Source organism: Streptomyces sp. PKA51 (assembly GCF_057552455.1).
In genome coordinates, this window is record NZ_BAAJPZ010000013.1 from 158,527 (window position 1) to 177,642 (window position 19,116).

18 protein-coding genes are annotated in these 19,116 nt (G+C 72.5%); 12 read left to right on the forward strand and 6 right to left on the reverse strand.

Features of this window, described 5'->3' with window-relative positions:
- The first annotated feature begins 46 nt into the window (after positions 1 to 46).
- The 5 genes from AC27L3_RS20410 (at position 47) to AC27L3_RS20430 (ending at position 7,047) form a co-directional block, all read left to right on the forward strand.
- Positions 47 to 823 (forward strand): tetratricopeptide repeat protein, encoded by a 777-nt coding sequence (locus AC27L3_RS20410; protein ID WP_487235511.1) that lies wholly within the window; start codon positions 47 to 49, stop codon positions 821 to 823.
- 109 nt (positions 824 to 932) lie between these two features.
- Entirely contained in the window at positions 933 to 2,582 is a 1,650-nt protein-coding gene (locus AC27L3_RS20415; RefSeq protein WP_487235480.1) for a hypothetical protein, read from the forward strand.
- Positions 2,579 to 4,963, forward strand: a complete 2,385-nt coding sequence (locus AC27L3_RS20420) for a tetratricopeptide repeat protein (RefSeq protein ID WP_487235481.1) — start codon at positions 2,579 to 2,581, stop codon at positions 4,961 to 4,963. Before AC27L3_RS20415 ends, AC27L3_RS20420 begins: the two co-directional genes overlap by 4 nt.
- A 52-nt stretch (positions 4,964 to 5,015) precedes the next feature.
- The gene (locus AC27L3_RS20425) at positions 5,016 to 6,668 is read left to right on the forward strand and encodes a DNA repair helicase XPB (RefSeq protein ID WP_487235482.1); all 1,653 of its coding nucleotides are present in this window, start codon (positions 5,016 to 5,018) and stop codon (positions 6,666 to 6,668) included.
- A gap of 97 nt (positions 6,669 to 6,765) precedes the next feature.
- The gene (locus AC27L3_RS20430) at positions 6,766 to 7,047 is read left to right on the forward strand and encodes a type II toxin-antitoxin system RelE family toxin (RefSeq protein WP_487235483.1); all 282 of its coding nucleotides are present in this window, start codon (positions 6,766 to 6,768) and stop codon (positions 7,045 to 7,047) included.
- A gap of 22 nt (positions 7,048 to 7,069) precedes the next feature.
- On the opposite strand, the gene AC27L3_RS20435 is transcribed toward AC27L3_RS20430, so the two are convergent.
- A complete protein-coding gene (locus AC27L3_RS20435; RefSeq protein ID WP_487235484.1) occupies positions 7,070 to 7,405 on the reverse strand; it encodes a hypothetical protein in 336 nt (111 codons plus the stop codon).
- 467 nt (positions 7,406 to 7,872) lie between these two features.
- Between AC27L3_RS20435 and AC27L3_RS20440 the strand changes: the two genes are divergently transcribed.
- Complete coding sequence (locus tag AC27L3_RS20440; protein WP_487235485.1) at positions 7,873 to 9,963, forward strand: HelD family protein; 2,091 nt, start codon at positions 7,873 to 7,875, stop codon at positions 9,961 to 9,963.
- Between the two features lie 6 nt (positions 9,964 to 9,969).
- Here AC27L3_RS20440 and AC27L3_RS20445 read toward each other — a convergent pair whose 3' ends face one another.
- Positions 9,970 to 10,305 (reverse strand): ArsR/SmtB family transcription factor, encoded by a 336-nt coding sequence (locus AC27L3_RS20445; protein WP_487235486.1) that lies wholly within the window; start codon positions 10,303 to 10,305, stop codon positions 9,970 to 9,972.
- Between the two features lie 149 nt (positions 10,306 to 10,454).
- Here AC27L3_RS20445 and AC27L3_RS20450 point away from each other — a divergent pair, with 149 nt between their 5' ends.
- Positions 10,455 to 11,666, forward strand: a complete 1,212-nt coding sequence (locus AC27L3_RS20450) for an MFS transporter (protein WP_487235487.1) — start codon at positions 10,455 to 10,457, stop codon at positions 11,664 to 11,666.
- A gap of 178 nt (positions 11,667 to 11,844) precedes the next feature.
- Here AC27L3_RS20450 and AC27L3_RS20455 read toward each other — a convergent pair whose 3' ends face one another.
- Both AC27L3_RS20455 and AC27L3_RS20460 read right to left on the reverse strand, forming a co-directional pair.
- Entirely contained in the window at positions 11,845 to 12,543 is a 699-nt protein-coding gene (locus AC27L3_RS20455; protein ID WP_487235488.1) for a copper homeostasis protein CutC, read from the reverse strand.
- A 93-nt stretch (positions 12,544 to 12,636) separates the two neighbouring features.
- Positions 12,637 to 12,951: a hypothetical protein gene (locus AC27L3_RS20460; RefSeq protein WP_487235512.1), complete on the reverse strand. Its 315-nt coding sequence runs from the start codon at positions 12,949 to 12,951 to the stop codon at positions 12,637 to 12,639.
- 166 nt (positions 12,952 to 13,117) lie between these two features.
- On the opposite strand from AC27L3_RS20460, the gene AC27L3_RS20465 reads away from it, so the two are divergent.
- Together AC27L3_RS20465 and AC27L3_RS20470 are read left to right on the forward strand one after the other, a co-directional pair.
- Positions 13,118 to 13,771 carry an HD domain-containing protein gene (locus AC27L3_RS20465; protein ID WP_487235489.1) on the forward strand — a complete coding sequence of 218 codons (654 nt, stop codon included), beginning with the start codon at positions 13,118 to 13,120 and terminating at the stop codon, positions 13,769 to 13,771.
- A 29-nt stretch (positions 13,772 to 13,800) separates the two neighbouring features.
- Positions 13,801 to 15,039: a Cmx/CmrA family chloramphenicol efflux MFS transporter gene (locus AC27L3_RS20470; protein ID WP_487235490.1), complete on the forward strand. Its 1,239-nt coding sequence runs from the start codon at positions 13,801 to 13,803 to the stop codon at positions 15,037 to 15,039.
- Positions 15,040 to 15,075: 36 nt separating this feature from the next.
- Here AC27L3_RS20470 and AC27L3_RS20475 read toward each other — a convergent pair whose 3' ends face one another.
- Both AC27L3_RS20475 and AC27L3_RS20480 read right to left on the reverse strand, forming a co-directional pair.
- Positions 15,076 to 15,342, reverse strand: coding sequence for a DUF4031 domain-containing protein (locus AC27L3_RS20475; RefSeq protein WP_487235513.1), 267 nt, complete (start codon positions 15,340 to 15,342; stop codon positions 15,076 to 15,078).
- On the reverse strand, positions 15,339 to 15,698 hold the full coding sequence (locus AC27L3_RS20480; protein WP_487235491.1) for a hypothetical protein: 360 nt from the start codon (positions 15,696 to 15,698) through the stop codon (positions 15,339 to 15,341). Before AC27L3_RS20480 ends, AC27L3_RS20475 begins: the two co-directional genes overlap by 4 nt.
- A 63-nt stretch (positions 15,699 to 15,761) precedes the next feature.
- On the opposite strand from AC27L3_RS20480, the gene AC27L3_RS20485 reads away from it, so the two are divergent.
- Genes AC27L3_RS20485 through AC27L3_RS20495 form a run of 3 tightly spaced genes read left to right on the forward strand, consistent with a single transcriptional unit; the run spans position 15,762 to position 19,058 of the window.
- Positions 15,762 to 16,688 carry a MurR/RpiR family transcriptional regulator gene (locus AC27L3_RS20485; RefSeq protein ID WP_487235492.1) on the forward strand — a complete coding sequence of 309 codons (927 nt, stop codon included), beginning with the start codon at positions 15,762 to 15,764 and terminating at the stop codon, positions 16,686 to 16,688.
- Between the two features lie 41 nt (positions 16,689 to 16,729).
- Positions 16,730 to 17,677, forward strand: a complete 948-nt coding sequence (gene murQ, locus AC27L3_RS20490; RefSeq protein ID WP_487235493.1) for an N-acetylmuramic acid 6-phosphate etherase — start codon at positions 16,730 to 16,732, stop codon at positions 17,675 to 17,677.
- A gap of 28 nt (positions 17,678 to 17,705) precedes the next feature.
- Positions 17,706 to 19,058 carry a PTS transporter subunit EIIC gene (locus AC27L3_RS20495; RefSeq protein WP_487235494.1) on the forward strand — a complete coding sequence of 451 codons (1,353 nt, stop codon included), beginning with the start codon at positions 17,706 to 17,708 and terminating at the stop codon, positions 19,056 to 19,058.
- The last annotated feature ends 58 nt before the right edge of the window (positions 19,059 to 19,116 follow it).

Here is a 19,116-nt window from a genome sequence, read left to right on the forward strand (position 1 = left end):
CGCCATCCACCGCGAGACCGGCGAACTGCGCAACGAGGGCATCGCGCTGACCAACCTCGGCCTCGTCCTGCAGGACCTGCGCCGCTTCGCCGAGGCCATCGAGGTCCACCGCCGGGACGCCGCCATCTGCGCACGCATCGGCGACCGCCGCGGGGAGGCCCTGGCCCTGAACAACCTCGGCACGGTCCTGCGCCACGAGGGCCTGCTCGACGAGGCCGCCGAGGCCCTCGTCCGCGCCCGGGACATCCTGGGCGAGCTGGGCGACGTCCACGGCGAGGCCCAGACGCTCACCAACCTGGGCCTCGTCCGCTCCCGGCAGGGGCGGTTCGAGGAGTCCCTGGACGCGCAGGCCCGGGCCGTCGAGTCCTTCCGCACCTGCCACGCCCCGCACGGCGAGGCCAACGCACTGGGCAACCTCGGGCTGTCCCTGATCAGGTCCGGCCGCAACGAGGAGGCGCTCGCCCCCCTCGAACAGGCGGTGGCCCGCTACCGCGAGCTGGCCGACCGCAACGCCGAGGGCAGGGTCCTCGTCAACCTCGCCTCCGCCCTGGCCGGCGCCGACCGCCCGGCCGAAGCCCTCGCGGCCTGCACCGAGGCCGTCGCCTGCTACCGCGACACCGACGACCGCTACCACGAGGGCCTGGCCCGGGTGAACCTCGCCCAGCTCCTGCACGAGGCCGGCAGCCCGGCGGAATCCGCCACCGCCCTCGCCGAGGCGGTCCCCGCCCTGCGCGAGACGGGCGTCCTGGAGCAGGACGCGCCCGCGCCGCGGACCCTGGAGGACGTCCACCAGATCCTCGACGCCCGCGGAATCCTCGACTGAGGCTGCCGGCCGGGTCTCCCACAGCGGTCACCGGAAATCTGTCAGGTTGTCCTACGAGATTGCCAGTGGGCCCCGCAAGATAAGCCACACTTGCACCCGGGAGGGTGAAGTGGGCAAAGCATCGAGGAAGAAGCAGGAAGCACGAGGGCAGAAGACAGCGCCGACTTCCGTGGCTCGAGTCAGTGTCAGTGGCGATCCACGAGCACTGGGCGAAGAAGCGCTCGGGCGGCTGTTGCGCTCCAACGCGCCGGGGAAGCTCAGCCTGGCCGGCGCCTACGCATTCGGTTACGGGGGGCTCGGGTTCGCCCAGCAGGAGGGAACCGCGCCGCACTGGTACCGGGAGATCGACCCGCTGGACGCGCTGTTCCTGGGAACGGTTTGGCCCCAGGCATTCGAGGACGAGTACGAATTCGCCAACGCACGTGATGCGTGGCTGCGCCTCCTGCGCGGCACCGTGCACGGCAAAGGCATCCAACGCTTCGTCCGCGAAGCCGTCTTGATAAGCGAGGAGCTGAGGCTCCCGGTGGATGACGGGCATCTGATGCTTGCGCTGGCAGGCCGGCTCGAAGCTGCCGGGCTCGACCAGCGCCGCATTCCCCGGCGGTTTCTTCCGGGGGAGGCCCTAGATGGATGCCGCGCGGTCTTCGGACCGCCCAGCGACCTGCGGTTCCCCGATCCGCCGGCGGACGCGAAGGAACGGGTCAGGCGGTTCTGGAAGAGCGCGGACGAGGAGGAGCGGGCCGACGACACCCCTGAGGCCATCCTCGGCGAAGGCCTGCGCCGGATTCGTGACGCCGGGCTGCCGGTGAAGAAGGACTCGCTACTACTGCTGGTTGCCTTGTACGCGGCGCTCATGGCGAAGCCCGGCGAACTCGTGGAGGACTTGGGTGAACATGCCTCGGCCTGGGCTCTCTCCATGGGCGAGGCATCGACGTTGGTGCCGGTGCTCGACATCCTTCTTCTCGCCCCAGCGCGGGAGATGCCCGTCGCCGATGTTCTCGGGCACCTCTTCGCCATACCCGCGTTCACCGAACCGATTCCCTCCGAAGCCCTGCTCTGGACCAGCTCTCCCGGTCTCGCCCTGTCGCGCCTGGCTTTCGAGCTGGGTATTTCTAGTGTGACCACACGGGACACGGTGATCACTGCGGACATGCTGGACTGGGTCGGCATGCACGCACGAATGAGTCTGAGTGCCGCTGCTCGGAGAAGTGCCGCCGCCTTGGCGGAAGCGGAGGGTGACGAAGAGGCGGACCGCACTCCGGAAGGAGAGGACACGGGATGGGCCGAGCGGCGACAGGCCGTTCGCGAGGCGGTGCGGCAGAAGGTCCACAAGAAGTCCGGTGGGACGGCGGCCAATGGCCGGAGGATCGACCGGCCTTTCGAGCGCATCTGGAACGCGGATGGAAGTTCCGTGATGACGTTCTCGACCGATTCTGCGCAAGGGCAGGAGATCAAGAAGTCGCTGGAAGCCCAACGTAGTGAGTTCAGGAGGAAGTTTGGGCGCGATCCGGGTCCGGAAGACCCGGTGTTCTTCGATCCCGACGCCGAAGAACCCACTCCTCTCACCAAGAAGTACTTCGACGACGCGCTGCTGAGAATGGCGGAGCAGGCGGAGGAGATGGGCATGGACCCTGCGTTTCTGCATGCATGGCGTGAGGTCGGATATGTGGTCACCACAGAAACCAGACACATGTTCACCGCGGCGGAGGTGATCGCCTTCAGTAGAGCGGTCGCCCGGCACCAGCAGGTCGGGGAATGACCGACACGATCGAAAACTCTATTAGCGGTGGAGTGTTCTTCGACGTCGTCGTCCAGGGGCAGACAGTCACTCTGACTCTGCCAGATCGCCCCGACCCGGCGCTCGCCGGGCTTCCCCGGCAGACGGCCACCTTCGCCGGACGCCGTGCCGAGTTGGAACAGACCCTCGCGCTTCTGGCGCCGACACCCGCCGAGACCGTGGGCGCCGTGGTGGTGACTGGACTCGCCGGCGTTGGCAAGACCGAATTCGTGCTACAGGCCGCTCACCGAGCGCTGCGAGAAGAAGGCTGGTTCCCCGGTGGGGTCCTCTTCGTTGATCTGCACGGGTACGACGCGGGACGCAAGGTGTCACCCAAGCGGGCTCTCGGTACCCTCCTGCGGGCGCTCGGTGTCCCCCCGGAACACGTTCCGCCAGGCACCGATGAGCGCGCGCTCGTCTACCGTTCCGCTCTCGGCGCGCTGGCTGCTGCCGGACGACGGGTCTTGGTGGTCCTGGACGATGTACCGGCCACCGACAAGATCCGTCATCTTCTGCCGAGTGACGGAAGTACGGCGGTGCTCGTGTCGTCACGGCATTCCCTGGCCGAACTGGATGCCTTGTCGCTGACCTTGCAGGAGCTGCCCGCCCACGAGGGCCGGGAGCTGCTGGCCGGTGCGCTCCGCACGGCTCTGCCCGAGGACTCGCGGATGGTGGACGAGGCTCATGAGGGCGACCGGCTCGTCGCGCTGTGCGGCGGTTTGCCGCTGGCGCTGCGCATCCTGGCGTCCCTGCTCGTCGACGTACCGACACGGCCTTTGTCCCACCTGTGCCGCGACCTGGCGGACGCGCACTCCCGGCTCTCCGTACTGAGCAGGGAGGAACGGGCTGTGACGGCGGCCTTCGAACTCTCCTATCGGAGGCTCACCAAAGCCCAGGCCAAGCTATTCCGGCTGATTTCCTTGAACCCGGGGCCGGATTTCTCCACCGAGTCTGCGGCCCAGCTGTCCGGCGACAGTGTCAAGGAGACCGAACGGATTTTGCTGGACTTGGCTCGCCGACACCTCGTTGAGCCACGGGAACCGTACGGTCGCTGGCAGCCGCACAGTCTTGTGCGCCTCTACTCCCGCCAGCTGCTCATGTCGAGCGACGACTCCTGGGGCGAGGGCCTCATGCGTCTGCTCGTCCATCTCCACAAGATGGCCACCGTGGCGTGCGATACGCTTTTCGACTTCGCGGTAGAGGGGCATGGGGCCGAACCCATCTTCGCCGGCCGGGCTGCGGCGCTGCAGTGGCTGGAGGTCGAGCGACACACCCTGGTCGCAGCCACCGTCTGGGCTCATGAGGCCGGTGACGATTTTATGTGTGCGGCTCTGGCAGCGCCCGTCTCGCGTTTTCTGCAGGAGGCACGCTATCTGGAGGACGCCAGGCGGGTCCTGACTGCGGGCATCCGGTCGAATCGAAACCGCAAGGACGGATATCGCGAGGCAGCTCTGCTGAGTTCTCTCGGCGTGGCCCTTCGGGATATGCGCAAACTGCGTAAGTCGGTTCGCGCACACCATAAGGCCATCAAGATCTGCCGGAAGCTGAAGAGAGGCCAGGCCCTGGCCAGTGCGCTGAATAATTTCGGTCTCTCACTTCACGATCAGCGCAAGTTCCAAGCGGCGGTAGTGGCCCACAGCGAAGCCGCGCAGCTGTTCAGGAAAGCCGGCGACCGGAACGGAGTAGCCAGTGCTCTGAGCAATGTCGGCGAGACACTGCTCCAGCTGGAGCGTGTTGGCGAGGCTCGCCGTGCCTTCCGGAAAGCCGCGAAGATTTACCGGAAGCAAGGAGACCTACGTAGCTATTCCCAGGCTCTGGGCGGCCTCGCCAAGGCCGTGCGCGATGAGGGGAAGGCCGAGCAGGCCGTGGAGCTGCACAAGCGTGCGCTCGGAATGGCCGATGGTCTGCTCATTCCCCATGAGAGGGCGGTCGAGCTCTCCAACTTCGCCGGGACGCTGATCGTTGCTGGGGATCTCGAAGCGGCTCTTACCGCGCAGCAGGAGGCACTCGGTGTATTCCAGAGCTTGGGAGACCATCGCGGCGAGGCGATGACCTTGGGAAACATGGCCCTGGTGCGACAGAAGCAAGGAAAATGGCGCAAGGCGATACGGCTCCACACCCTCGCCCTGGAGGCTTTCCTGGAGGCAAAGGACGATCACGCTCTCGCCTCGGAGCTCACGAGTCTCGCGTTCGCGCTTCTCCGGCAGGGTTGCAACACCGAGGCTCTGGAAAACCTTGAGCTTGCCGCCGATCTCTATCACCAGACCGGCGATGTTGAGAAGGCCGACGTGACCCTCGACTACATCGGCCGGGTACGAAGGAGGGTAGGAGCCGGCTTGCGACCCGGCGAACCCCCGACGTGACCACCGCCGCATGAGGCACACTGGAGGTTTAGCCGTAGCGAAAGGGTGACGCGTGAACGGTCCGCTGATCGTCCAAAGCGACAAGACGCTGCTCCTGGAGGTGGACCACGAGCAGGCCGACGCCTGCCGGCGGGCCATTGCGCCGTTCGCGGAGCTGGAGCGGGCGCCGGAGCACATCCACACCTACCGGGTCACCCCGCTGGGCCTGTGGAACGCGCGGGCCGCCGGGCACGACGCGGAGCAGGTCGTCGACGCGCTCGTCACCCACTCCCGCTACCCCGTGCCGCACGCGCTGCTCGTCGACGTCGCCGAGACCATGGCCCGCTACGGGCGGCTGCGGCTGCTCAAGCACCCGGTGCACGGGCTGGTGCTGGAGAGCACCGACCGGCCGGTGCTGGAGGAGATCCTCCGGTCGAAGAAGATCGTGCCGCTGGTGGGGGCTCGGATCGACGACGACACCGTCGCGGTGCACCCCTCCGAGCGCGGGCAGATCAAGCAGACCCTGCTCAAGCTGGGCTGGCCCGCGGAGGACCTCGCCGGGTACGTCGACGGCGAGGCGCACCCCATAGAGCTGCGCGAGGACGGCTGGGCGCTGCGGCCGTACCAGCAGCAGGCCGTCGACGGTTTCTGGCACGGCGGCTCCGGCGTGGTCGTGCTGCCGTGCGGCGCGGGCAAGACGCTGGTCGGCGCGGGGGCCATGGCCAAGGCCAAGGCCACGACGCTGATCCTGGTGACCAACACCGTCTCGGCCCGGCAGTGGAAGCACGAGCTGGTCAAGCGCACCTCGCTGACCGAGGACGAGGTGGGCGAGTACAGCGGGACGCGCAAGGAGATCCGCCCGGTCACCATCGCCACGTACCAGGTGCTGACCACCAAGCGAAAGGGCATCTACCCCCACCTGGAGCTGTTCGACTCCCGGGACTGGGGCCTGGTCGTCTACGACGAGGTGCATCTGCTGCCCGCACCCGTCTTCAAGTTCACCGCCGACCTGCAGGCCAGGCGGCGGCTCGGGCTGACCGCGACGCTGGTGCGCGAGGACGGGCGGGAGTCCGACGTCTTCTCCCTGATCGGCCCCAAGCGCTTCGACGCGCCGTGGAAGGAGATCGAGGCCCAGGGCTACATCGCCCCGGCCGACTGCGTCGAGGTGCGGGTGAACCTCACCGAGTCGGAGCGGCTGGCGTACGCGACGGCGGAGACCGAGGAGAAGTACCGCTTCTGCTCGACCACCGACTCCAAGCGCAAGGTCACCGAGGCGCTGGTGGCCCGGCACAAGGGTGAGCAGACGCTGGTCATCGGCCAGTACATCGACCAGCTCGACGAGCTCGGCGAGCACCTGGACGCGCCCGTGATCAAGGGCGAGACCAGCAACGCCCAGCGCGAGAAGCTCTTCGACGCCTTCCGGGCGGGGGAGATCTCCGTGCTGGTCGTCTCCAAGGTCGCGAACTTCTCGATCGACCTGCCGGAGGCGACCGTCGCCATCCAGGTGTCGGGCACCTTCGGCTCCCGCCAGGAGGAGGCCCAGCGGCTCGGGCGGGTGCTGCGGCCCAAGGCCGACGGGCACGAGGCGCGGTTCTACTCGGTCGTCGCCCGCGACACCGTCGACCAGGACTTCGCGGCCCACCGCCAGCGCTTCCTGGCCGAGCAGGGCTATGCGTACCGCATCGTCGACGCCGACGAGTTGCTCGCCGGTGACGGGACCGGCTGATGCGTCCGCGTGTGCGCGGGAGCAGTCGCTACCCTGGCGGGTGAATTCCGCGGACGCATCACGCCACGGCGCACGGCGGTACGGCGAGGAGGGCGCTTTGCCTCATCAGGAGATCTACGAGGTGCTGTACACCGAGCCGGCGGCGCGCGACCGCGACCGGCTCGACCCGGTGCGCCGCGCCGCGTTCGACAAGGCCGTCGAGATCCTGGCGCGTGACCCCTACACCGAGCTCTCCCGGCCCATCGGGCTGGGCGAGCACGACCGCGAGGTGCGGCTGACCTCGCAGATCGTCGCGGAGTACATGGTCTCGCGCGGGCGGCTGCTGCTGGTGGTGCTGCGCATCTTCGACGACGCGGACGTGCTGCTGCCGGAGCCGTAGACGGTCCGCACGGCCGTGCCCGTCAGCCGTTCGGCAGGTTGGCCAGGACGGCGAAGGTGAGCAGGCCGGCGCCCGCGGACAGGGCGGCCGTGGTCGTGCGGGCCGCGGAGAAGCGGGTGCGCGAGGGCAGCGCCCACGAGGTGATCAGCAGGCCGATGGCGGTCAGCCACAGGACGGGGGCGGCCGCCAGGGCGTTCGTCAGCTCCTGCGAGCAGTGGTCGGGGCCGCAGCTGTCGGTCGCCATCGGCGACAGGCCGATGAACACGAAGTCCATGAACAGCATCGGCAGCATCACGACGGCGGTCAGGGAGCGGACCAGCCAGGCCTTGCCGTCGGTCGCGGAGTCAGTGGGGTTCATGCTCCCCAGCCAACCGGCCGGTGGGCCGGCGGAACACCGTCGGCGTACTCAGTTCCCGCTGGGACGGGCTACTCAGAGGGCGGGGCGCTCCTCCGCGTGGCGGCCCAGGAGGACGACGCTGACGGCTGCGCCGGCGAAGGCCTTCAGGGCGCGGAGGGCGGAGTTGAGGGGCGTGGTCGTGTTCATGCCCTCCATCATGGTTTCCGCGCGCCCGCGCGGCATCGGCCTGCCGGTGTAACTGTGCAGGTCCGGGCGTACGACTTGAGCAGCACGGCGTCCCCTACGGGAGAGGGACGGCGTCCCCGAGGGCGCGCCGGGGGCGCTGAAAATGCTTCGCGCGCCCAGGGGGCGGGTGACTACAATCCCCCCTTCTCGCCGCCTCCCGCCCCTCTCGTCGCGGGTGCGCTGCCGTCCGGACGGAAACCGGCGGCCGACCGCTCTTCCGCCGTACGTCTGGAGGCTCCGCCGTGCCCGCACAGCAAGTGACCACCCACGCCGACGACCCGCTGGAGCGCGAGCGCACCCATTTGGCCGCCTCGCGGGCGGCCCTGCGGGCGATGCGGGCCGACGTCGAGGCGCTCGACATCAAGGACGTCGCCGCCAACTGGGTCAACGCCCAGGTGCTGGAGCGGCAGATCGAGGAGCGCATCGCGGCGCTGGCGGATCTTGCGCACACCCCGCTGTTCTTCGGGCGCCTGGACTACCTGCACGCGCCGGGCGCGGAGCTCGCCGAGGGCGCAGGCGGGGAGCAGTTCTACATCGGGCGGCGGCATGTGCACGACGGCGACGGCGATCCGATGGTGATCGACTGGCGTGCACCGGTCTCCCAGCCGTTCTACCGGGCGTCGAAGAAGGAGCCGATGGACGTGCGGCTGCGCCGCCGCTTCGGCTACACGGGCGGGGAGTTGACGGCGTACGAGGACGAGGACCTCACGGGCGCCGACCCGGCCGCCGGCGAGCGGGCCGGGGCCCTGCTGCAGGCCGAGATCGAGCGGCCGCGCGTCGGCCCCATGCGGGACATCGTGGCCACCATCCAGCCGGAGCAGGACGAGATCGTGCGCGCCGGGATCGCCGGCACCGTGTGCGTGCAGGGCGCCCCCGGCACCGGCAAGACGGCGGTGGGCCTGCACCGCGTCGCGTACCTCCTGTACGCCCACCGGGAGCGGCTCGCCCGTACCGGCACGCTCGTCGTCGGGCCGAACCGCTCCTTCCTGCGCTACATCGAGCAAGTGCTTCCCGCGCTGGGCGAGTTGAACGTCGCCCAGGCCACCGTCGACGACCTGGTGGGCAGCGTCGCCAAGGTCGAGGTGCGCGGCACCGACACCCCCGCCGCCGCCCGCATCAAGGGCGACGCGCGCTTGGCCGAGGTGCTGCGGCGCGCGGTGCGCTCCGGCGTGACGATGCCCACCGAACCGGTCGTCGTCGTGCGCGGCGCCCGGCGCTGGCGGGTGCCGGCGTACGAGATCGAGGAGATGGTGCGCGAGCTGCTGGCCCGCGACATCCGCTACGGCGCCGCACGCGAGGCGCTGCCGCAGCGCATCGCGCACGCCGTGCTCGTGCGCATGGAGGAGTCCGGCGAGGCCCCCGACGACCGGGTGCAGGACGCGGTCGCCCGCAACCCCGCCGTGAAGGCGGCGGTCAAGGCGATCTGGCCGGCGGTCGACCCGGCGAAGCTCGTCCTGCGCCTGCTGTCCGACGCGCCGTTCCTGGCGCAGCAGGCGGCCGGGCTGCTCGACGAGGACGAGCAGCGGCACATCCTGTGGGAGCGCCCGCCGCGCTCGGCGCGCTCGGCCAAGTGGTCCGCGGCGGACGCGGTGCTGATCGACGAGGCGGCCGACCTCGTGACCCGTACGCCCTCGCTGGGGCACGTGGTGCTCGACGAGGCCCAGGACCTCTCGCCCATGCAGTACCGCGCGGTCGGCCGGCGCTGCACCACGGGCTCGGCGACGATCCTCGGCGACCTGGCGCAGGGCACGACGCCGTGGGCCACGCGCACCTGGCAGGAGGCGCTGGCCCACCTCGGCAAGGCCGACGCGGTCGTCACCGAGCTCACGCAGGGCTTCCGCGTGCCCCGCCAGGTGATCGCCTACGCGTCCCGGCTGCTCCCGGCGATCGCGCCCGGCCTCACGGAGGCCACCTCGGTGCGCGAGTCGCCCGGCGACTTCGCGGTGCGTGAGGTCGGCGCGGAGGCGCTCGACGAGGCGGTGGTGGCGGCCTGCCGCCAGGCACTGGGCCACGAGGGCTCGGTCGGCCTCATCGCCGCCGACGCCCGCGTACCGGAGCTGGCCCGGGCCCTGGACCGGGCCGGCCTCGCCCACCTCGCCCCGGGCGAGGAGACGAGCGAGGGCGCCCGCCTGACCCTGGTGCCGGCGACGCTGGCGAAGGGCCTGGAGTACGACTACGTGGTCCTGGACGAGCCGGCGGCGGTCGTGGCGGGCGAACCGGACGAACGGACGGGCCTGCGGCGCCTGTACGTGGCGCTGACCCGAGCGGTCTCGGGCCTGACCGTGCTGCACGCGCAGTCGCTGCCGGCGGAGCTGGGGCAGGCCGGGGGCTGAGGCCCGTCAGCCGCCGGACCCGGCCTGCGCGGCCTCCTTGAGGATCGCGTCCAGCAGGCCGGGGAAGCGGGCGTCGAGGTCGGCGCGGCGCAGGCGCACGTAGCGGTGGCGGCCCGCCGCGCGTGTCGTGGTGACGCCGGCCTCGCGCAGGACGCGCATGTGGTGCGAGACGGTCGACTTGTGGAGGTCCTCCAGCCCGAGGTCCGCCTGGGCGCAGCTGTGCTCGCGGTCGTCGGCGTAGACGGCGAGGAGCTGCAGGCGTACGGGGTCGCCGAGGGCCCGCAACACGCCGACCAGCTCGATCTCCTCGCGTGCGGGCTGCGGAAGCACTTCGTCCGGCATCTGGCGGGGTCCTCTCCTGCTCGGCCTGCTCGGCAATTGTCCGACGACCATCCGACGACCATCCGACAACTGTTTGACAATCATCCACCATTCCCTATTGTTTGACGAACGCCAAACAAGCGACGTGAGACGTCAGACAAGGGGGATCCGTGCGTCTTCGCCTGCTCCTGCTCGCCCTCGGCACCTTCGCCGTGGGCACCGATTCGATGGTCATGGCCGGCATCCTCGGCCTCGTCGCCCGCGACCTGGACGTCTCCGTCCCGGCCGCGGGCCAGATGGTGACCGTCTTCGCCCTCGCCTACGCGGTGTTCGCACCCCTGCTGGCGACGGTCACCGCCCGCTGGCCGCGCCGCCGGCTGCTGCTGACGGCCCTCGCCGTCTTCACCGCCGCCAACGCCCTCAGCGCACTCGCCCCCACCTACGGGACGCTCCTCGCCACCCGCGTGCTCGCCGCGGCCGGGGCCGCGCTCTACACGCCGACCGCCAACGCGGTCGCCACCGGGCTCGTGCCGCCCGAGCAGCGCGGCCGCGCGCTGGGCACCGTCATGGGCGGAATGACCGTCGCCACGGCGCTCGGCGTACCGCTCGGCACCTACCTCGGGCGCGTCGAGTGGCGGCTGACCCTGTGGCTCGTCGTCGCGCTCGGCGTCGTCGCCATCGCCGGAGTGGCCCTCTTCCTGCGCGAACTGCCGGCCACCGGCGGCGGCCCCGCCCCGGCACCCGGACTGCGCGAGCGGCTGGCGCCGCTGCGGGACCGGCGCGTGGCGATCGGCGTACTGACCACCTTCGCCTACTTCCTCGCCGTCAACGCCGTCTACATCTACCTCGGCACGGCCGTGCGGACCGCCACCGGCGGCGACGCCGACCGGCTGAGCCTGGTCCTGCTCGCCGGCGGCGTCGCCTCGGTCGCCGGCACCTGGGTGGGCGGCCGGGCCGTCGACCGGCTGGGGGCCGACCGGGTGCTGCTCCTGGGCGGCACGGTGGCGGCCGCGGCCTTCACGGCACTGCCGTGGCTGGGGCGCACCATGCCGGGGGCGATGGCGTACGCGGCGGTGGTCTCCATGGCCGGATGGGCGATCGGAGTGGCCCTGCCGCACCGGCTGGTGTCGGTCGACCCGGCGAACGCACCCCTGCTGATCTCGCTCAACAGCAGCGCGCTCTACACGGGGATCGCGGCGGGCGGGGCGACGGGCAGCGCGGCGATCGCGCTGCTGGGGGAACGCTGGTTCCCGTTGACGAGCACGGTGCTGGTGGCGGCCGCGACGGTGCTGGCGTGGGCCGTGCGGGAGAAGCGCCGGCCGGCGGGCCGGCTTGCGCCCACCCCTTCCGCCCCCGACCGACCGGCCGCGAGCCGGCGGTGACGCAGCGCCCCGTAAGGGGCGCGGGGCTGTGCCGAATTGCGGCTGCCGCCGCGCGGGTGCGACCGGCCACCGGCGGCCCGCGGCCGAGGTGCTTCCCGACCTGCGGGCGCGTCGTGGCTGATCGCGCCCACGCGGCGGCAGCCGCAGCTCGGCACAGCCCCGCGCCCCTTCGGGGCGCCTACGCGTCGAGCGCTTCGCGCCAGACGCGGACCGCGGCGGGGTCGACCGGGGACGTCCAGCCCGCCGGGCGGGCCGCGGAGCCGATGTGGAAGGCCGTGATGCCCGCCGCCCGCAGCGGCGGCACGTGCTTGAGCTGCAGTCCGCCGCCGGCCATGATGCGCGGCTCGTAGCCCGGCTCGTCCGCGCGGCCGGCCTCGGCCAGGAGCGTGGGCAGGCCGTCGTCGACGCCGGAGGGGGAGCCGGCGGTGAGGTAGGTGTCCAGGCCCGGCTGGTCGGCGAGCTGCTTGCGCAGCGCGTCGCGGTCGGCCGCGCGGTCGACGGCGCGGTGGAAGGTCCAGCGGGCGGCCGGGCCGGCGGCCTCGACGAGGGCCCCGATGGCGGCGAGGTCGGCGCGGCCGTCGTCGGTCAGGAAGCCGAGGACGTACTCCCGTGCCCCCGCGGCCCGCAGGGCGGCGGCCCGGGCGCACAGGGCGTCCAGCGCGGCGGCGTCGCCCGCGGCGAAGCCGTCGGTGGCGCGCAGCATCACGCGGACGGGGATGTCGACGGCGTCCCGTACGGCGGTGAAGGTCTCGAGGGGAGGGGTGAGGCCGTCGGCCGCCATGTCGCAGACCAGTTCCAGCCGGTCCGCACCTCCGGCCTGTGCGGCCGCCGCGTCCTCGGGGCCGAGGGCGATCACCTCAAGAATTGGTCTAGACATGTAATCAAGCGTGCCACACGCCGCACCGGCCCGTCGACGGGGCCTCGCCGGGCCTCGCCGGGGCGGGTGCGGCGGCACACGTGACGGCGGTGGTCAGCAGGTGGTCAGGCTCTTCGCGTCGGTGACGCTGCCGAGCGAGTAGTACGTCTCCGTACGCGACTGGTGGGCGGGAACCGAGTAGCAGGTGGTGCCCGGACCGTTGGCGTAGACCACCTTCACCTGAACGGTCTGCGCGCACCCGTTCGTGATCGTGAACTTCTGCCAGCTCGTGAAGGGCGTCCAGGGTGCGTCGAACGACACGCAACTCGGGACCGTCCCGCCCGTCGCGGCGGGTGCGGCCTGGGCGGCACCGTGAGCCGTGCCGAACAGGGCGATCGTGCCCACGGCCACCGCAGCGGCCCTCTTCATCGTCTTCACGTCGTCCTCTCCTGACGTCCGTGGACGCACCGCCGGCCGGCACGTCCGTTCGCGAGACCCCAGGCAAGTCGGTGCCGGCGGCAAAGCACAGGCGCGATCAAGGAATTCCATACCGACCCGCCGGATCCGGCCAGGTGAGTGCCCCACAATGGGCTCCATGGCCCTCACGTCCGAGCACGATGCCCTGCGCGCCCGCTGGCGGCGGACCGTCGAGCGGGTCCGGCCCGGTCAGGGGCCCGATCCCGACCGTTACGCGGACGATCTGCTGGCCCGCTGGGCCGAGCCGCAGCGGCGGTACCACACCGTCGACCACCTCTCCGCCGTGCTCGCGCACCTCGACGCGCTGGAGCCGTACGCCGACGACATCGACGCCGTCCGCCTGGCCGCCTGGTTCCACGACGCCGTCTACCGCCCGGACCGCTCCGAGAACGAGGAGCGCTCCGCCCACCTGGCCGAGCGCGCTCTGCCCGAGCTGGGCGTGGACCCCGCCCGTACCGCGGAGGTCGCCCGGCTCGTCCGGCTCACCACCACCCACGACCCCGACCCGGGCGACCGTGACGGCGAGACGCTGTGCGACGCCGACCTGGCGGTGCTCGGCGGCTCCCCGCGCGCGTACGCGGCGTACGCGGCCGCCGTCCGCGAGGAGTACGCCTTCGTGCCGGACGACGCCTTCCGCGCAGGACGCGCCGACGTGCTGCGTCATCTCCTCGCCCTGCCACGGCTCTTCCGCACCCCGCTCGGCCACGACCGCTGGGAACTGCTGGCACGACGCAACCTCGCCACCGAACTGGAGCTGCTCACCGGGGAATAGCGGCCCGGCCGTTCGCGCTGGTCATGGGTATGCCGCACGCCAGTCCCTCCCGCCCGCCCATGCCCGTCGCCGTCCATGTGCTCGGCCTGTCCGTATTCGCCCTCGGCACCTCCGAGTTCATGCTGTCCGGGCTGCTGCAGCCGATCGCCCGCGACATGGACGTCTCCATACCGCAGGCCGGACTGCTGGTCTCCGCCTTCGCGATCGGCATGGTCGTCGGCGCACCCCTGCTCGCCGCCGCGACTCTGCGGCTGCCGCGCCGTACGACACTCCTCGCCCTGCTCGCCGTCTTCGGGCTCGGCCAGGTGGCGGGGGCGCTCGCGCCCACGTACGGGGTGCTGTTCGCCTCCCGGGTGGTGAGCGCACTGGCGTGCGCCGGATTCTGGGCCGTGGGCGCGGCGGTGGCCGTCTCCCTGGTGCCGGTGGACGCCCGCGCCCGGGCCATGGCCGTCATGGTCGGCGGCCTGTCCGTCGCCAACATCGCCGGCGTACCGGCCGGTGCCCTCCTCGGCCAGCACGCGGGCTGGCGCGCCGCGTTCTGGGCGGTCGCCGCGCTCTCGGCCGTGGGCCTGGTCGGCGTCCTCGCGCTCGTCCCCGCCACCCAGCCGCCCACCGGCGCCGACGCGCCGCGCCTGCGCACCGAACTCGCCATCTACCGCGACCGGCAGGTCTGGCTCGCACTGATCACCACCGCGCTCAACGCCGCCGCCGTCTTCTGCCTCTTCTCCTACCTCGCCCCGCTGCTCACCGAAACGGCCGGGCTGCCGGAGAGCTGGGTCCCGACCGTCCTCGCCCTCTTCGGGGTCGGCGCACTGATCGGTACGACCATCGGCGGGCGCATCGCCGACGCGCACCTCTTCGGGACGATGTACAGCGGCATCGGCGCCGCGGCCGTCGTCATGGCGGTCCTCGCTCTGACCGCCCACACGGCCGCCGCGGCCGTCGGCATGGCCATGCTGCTCGGTGTCGCCGCGTTCACGACGGCGCCCGCGCTCAACGCCCGCATGTTCAACGTCGCGAACGCCGCACCGACGCTCGCGGGCGCGACCACGACGTCGGCGTTCAACCTCGGCAACACGATCGGGCCGTGGCTCGGCGGGCTCGTCATCGCCGCCGGGTGGGGCTACCCGGCGGTGGCCTGGCTGGGCGCCGGCCTGGCGGCGCTGGCCCTGCTCACGACGGTGGTGGCGGGCCGCCTGCACGGGTCCGCCTCGCGGGTGGTGGCGCGGTCGTCGGCGCCGGCACCGGAGCGCGAGCCGGTGGCGTAGGGCGCCCGCGGCGGAGCCGGGGGCTCCGCCCCGTCCCTACGGCCGGTGGCGCTTGCGCCGGCGCAGGCCGGACTCGCGCAGCAGCCGGACCAGCTCGCGGCTGCTGATGCGCGTCGCCCCCATCCCCACCGCCGTCTCGTAGGACGACGCCGGAATGTCGTAGTGGTCGCCGTCGAACGCCCGCGGCGGCGCGCCGAGGGCTGCCGCGAAGGCGTGGAGTTCGGCGTACGACTCGTCGCTGACCAGGTGGGACCACATGCGTCCGTGCCCCGGCCAGGTCGGCGGGTCGATGTAGAGCATCAGTGCACCGCCGTGGCGAGGGAGCCGACGGGGGCGACGAGCACGGCCTGCTTGGTGCAGGCCCAGTGCGGGTCGGGGCCGAGTTCGGGTTCGACTTCGAGGGCGTGGGGGTCGCCGGAGCCGGTGCACAGGGGGCACAGGGGCCAGCGGCCGTGCCGTTCCAGCAGGGCGTCCTGGACGTCCTGGGCCACGAGCCCGGGCAGGTAGGCGGCGCCCTGCGGCCACTGCTCGACCCACCACCGCCGGTGGGCGACCGCGTCCTCGACGAGGTCGACGACGTCGGCCTCGGCGACGTCGCCGGCGACCAGGTCGGCGAGGACGAGCGCACGCGCCGCGTGCAGTGCCTGTTCGAGCTCCATGTGCACCATTGTCCCGGGCGTACGGGGTTGACGGCGCGCCGGGCCGAAAATACCTTTCGGAACGTGAGCGGCACCGTGAAGGAAACCTTCGGGGCGCGCCCCACTCCGCCCGCGGCGCTGGCCGCGAAGGTGCGTACGCTCGCCCCGACCATGACCCGCTCCATGCAGCGCGTGGCCGAGGCGGTGGCCGGGGATCCGGCCGGTTCCGCGGCGCTGACCGTGACGGGGCTCGCCGAGCTGACCGGCACCAGCGAGGCGACCGTCGTGCGCACGGCCCGTCTCCTCGGCTACCCCGGCTACCGCGACCTGCGGCTGGCCCTGGCGGCGCTGGCCGCCGAGCAGGCGGCCGGCCGGGCCCCGGCCGTGACGGCCGACATCGCCGTGGACGACCCCATGGCCAGTGTCGTCGCCAAGCTGGCCCAGGAGGAGGCCCAGTGCCTGGCGGACACCGCCGCCGGCCTGGACACCGCCGTCCTGGAGGCCGCGGTCGCCGCGCTCGCCGCGGCCCGCCGCATCGACGTCTACGGCAGCGGCGCCTCCCACCTCGTCGGCCAGGATCTCGTGCAGAAGCTGCTGCGCATCGGCCTGCTGGCGCACACCCACGCCGACCCCCACCTGGCCGTGACGACGGCCGTGCAGCTCGGCGCGGGCGACGTGGCCCTGGCCCTCACGCACTCCGGCAGCACCACCGACGTCGTCGAGCCGCTGCGCGTCGCCTTCGAGCACGGGGCGACGACGATCGCGGTCACGGGCCGGCCGGGCGGGGAGATCACCCAGTACGCCGATCACGTCCTCGTCACGTCCTCCGCCCGGGAGAGCGAGCTGCGCCCCGCGGCCATGTCGAGCCGCACGAGCCAGCTCCTCGTGGTGGACTGCCTGTTCATCGGCGTCGCCCAGGCCACCTACGACCGGGCGGCGCCGGCGCTGGCCGCCTCGTACGAGGCGCTGGCGCACCGGCACGCCCCGCACGACCGGCGCGACCGGCGCTGATGGCATCCCGTCCCCCCGAGCCGGAGGAGAGGCCCCGCCAGATGTCCGAGGCGATGCCCGAGGCCGCGGCCCTGAGCGCCCTGCGGGCGCAGCTGGCGGGGCTGACCACCGAGGCGTTCCGGCCGGACCTGGCCGACATCGACCGGCTGCCCACTGCGGACATCGCCAGGATCATGAACGCGGAGGACGCGACCGTGGCCGGCGCGGTCGCCGAGCGGCTGCCGCAGATCGCGGCGGCCATCGACGCGACCGCCGCGCGCATGGCCCGCGGCGGCCGGCTGGTCTACGCCGGTGCCGGCACGGCCGGCCGGCTGGGCGTGCTGGACGCCAGCGAGTGCCCGCCCACCTTCAACACCGGCCCCGACCGGGTCGTCGGCCTGATCGCCGGCGGTCCGGGCGCGCTGGTCGCCGCCGTCGAGGGCGCCGAGGACAGCGAGGAGCTGGCCGCCGCCGACCTCGACGCCCTCGGCATCGGCCCCGGCGACACCGTCGTCGGCGTCTCCGCCTCCGGCCGTACGCCCTACGCCCTCGGCGCCGTCCGGCACGCCCGCGCCGCGGGCGCCCTGACCGTCGCCCTGGCCTGCAACGCCGGCTCGGCGCTGGGCCGGGCCGCCGAGCATGCGATCGAGGTCGTCGTGGGGCCGGAGCTGGTGACGGGCTCGACCCGGCTGAAGGCGGGCACGGCGCAGAAGCTCGTCCTCAACATGATCTCGACGATCACCATGATCCGGCTGGGCAAGACGTACGGGAACCTGATGGTCGACGTCCGCGCCTCCAACGACAAGCTGCGCGCCCGCTCCCTGCACATCGTCGCCCTCGCCACCGGGGCGCCGGACGCCGAGGTGGAGGCGGCGCTCGCCGAGACCGGCGGCGAGGCGAAGAACGCCATCCTGGTGCTGCTCGCCGGCGTCGACGGGGCCACGGCGGCGCGGTTGCTGAGGGAGTCGGGCGGGCACCTGCGTGCCGCGCTGCGGGAGGCGTCCGGCTGACGTAGCGTCATGTGCTGGTGAAGCACGCATGACACAGGACGCCCGGCCGACCCACGACCCGCCCGGTACGGGCGCGGCGCTCCTCGCCCTGCTCGGCGGCGCCGCGAACGTCCGCTCCGTCGCCGACTGCATGACCCGCCTGCGCGTCGAGGTCCACGACCCCGCCGCCGTGGACGGCGCCGCCCTGCGGGCCCGGCCCGGTGTCCTCGGCGTCGTCGCCGACGGCCCGGCCTGGCAGATCGTCCTCGGCCCCGGAACGGTCGGCCGGGTGGCCCGCGAACTGCAGCTCCTCCTCGCCCCGCCGCCCCGCGACCACGGACGGCTGCTCCTGCGCCGCATCGCGCAGATCTTCGTACCGCTCATCCCCGCCCTCGTCGGCTGCGGCATCATCGCCGGCCTCGCCGGACTGCTGGCCAACCTGCACCTGCTGCCCGCGCTCGCCCCCGCACTCACCGCGATCGCCGGCGGCTTCATGTCCCTGATCGCGGTGCTCGTCGGATACGGAACGGCCAAGGAGTTCGGCGGCACGCCGATCCTCGGCGCGGCCGTGGCGGCCGTCGTCGTCCACCCGGGCGTCGCCCGCGTCGACGCCTTCGGGCTGCCCCTGACCCCCGGTCAGGGCGGAGTCCTCGGCGCCCTGGCCGCCGCCCTGCTGGCCACCGGCGTCGAACGCACCTGCCGGCGCGTCGTCCCCGAGGCCCTGGACACCCTCGTCACTCCCTTCCTCACCGTGCTGCTGCCGGGGCTCGTGACGCTGTACGGGCTGATGTTCGCGGCCGGCGAGGTCTCCTCCGCCACCGGCCACCTGGCCGACTGGCTGCTCGCCAACGGCGGCGCCGCCGCGGGCTTCGTCCTCGGCGCGCTCTTCCTGCCCCTGGTCATGCTCGGCCTCCACCAGGCCCTGATCCCCCTGCACACCACGCTCATCACCGAGACCGGCTCGACGGCCCTGCTGCCGATCCTCGCCATGGCCGGCGCCGGCCAGGTCGGCGCGGCCCTGGCCGTCCACGTCCGCCTCCGCGACGACGCGGACCTGCGCCGGACGATCCGCTCGGCCCTCCCGGCCGGCCTCCTCGGCATCGGCGAACCCCTCGTCTACGGCGTCTCCCTGCCCCTGGGCCGGCCGTTCATCACCGCCTGCGTGGGCGGCGCGTGCGGCGGCGGAGTGGTGGGCCTCCTCCACCAACTCGGCCACACGTGCGGCGCAACGGCGATCGGCCCCTCGGGGTGGGCCCTCTTCCCCCTCCTGCGAGGAAGCGACGGGCTGCCGGGAGCGGCGGCGGTCTACGGGGCGGGCCTGCTGACGGGCTACGGGGTGGGCTTCGCGGCGACGTACGCATTCGGCCTGCGGCGCGTCGTGCGGACGCCTGCGGCGGGCTGAGCGAGCACCTCTGCGGGCGCGTCGTGGCTTGTCGCGCAGTTCCCCGCGCCCCTAGGGG

Excerpts from the sequence above, each read along its gene's own strand:
- AC27L3_RS20470 (WP_487235490.1), top strand. The coding sequence starts at position 13,801 with ATGCCGCACGCCAGTCCCTCCCGCCCGCCCATGCCCGTCGCCGTCCAT.
- AC27L3_RS20445 (WP_487235486.1), bottom strand. The coding sequence starts at position 10,305 with ATGCCGGACGAAGTGCTTCCGCAGCCCGCACGCGAGGAGATCGAGCTG.
- AC27L3_RS20455 (WP_487235488.1), bottom strand. The coding sequence starts at position 12,543 with ATGTCTAGACCAATTCTTGAGGTGATCGCCCTCGGCCCCGAGGACGCG.
- AC27L3_RS20460 (WP_487235512.1), bottom strand. The coding sequence starts at position 12,951 with ATGAAGAGGGCCGCTGCGGTGGCCGTGGGCACGATCGCCCTGTTCGGC.
- AC27L3_RS20480 (WP_487235491.1), bottom strand. The coding sequence starts at position 15,698 with ATGGAGCTCGAACAGGCACTGCACGCGGCGCGTGCGCTCGTCCTCGCC.
- AC27L3_RS20495 (WP_487235494.1), top strand. The coding sequence starts at position 17,706 with ATGACACAGGACGCCCGGCCGACCCACGACCCGCCCGGTACGGGCGCG.
- AC27L3_RS20420 (WP_487235481.1), top strand. The coding sequence starts at position 2,579 with ATGACCGACACGATCGAAAACTCTATTAGCGGTGGAGTGTTCTTCGAC.
- AC27L3_RS20465 (WP_487235489.1), top strand. The coding sequence starts at position 13,118 with ATGGCCCTCACGTCCGAGCACGATGCCCTGCGCGCCCGCTGGCGGCGG.
- AC27L3_RS20435 (WP_487235484.1), bottom strand. The coding sequence starts at position 7,405 with ATGAACCCCACTGACTCCGCGACCGACGGCAAGGCCTGGCTGGTCCGC.
- murQ (WP_487235493.1), top strand. The coding sequence starts at position 16,730 with ATGTCCGAGGCGATGCCCGAGGCCGCGGCCCTGAGCGCCCTGCGGGCG.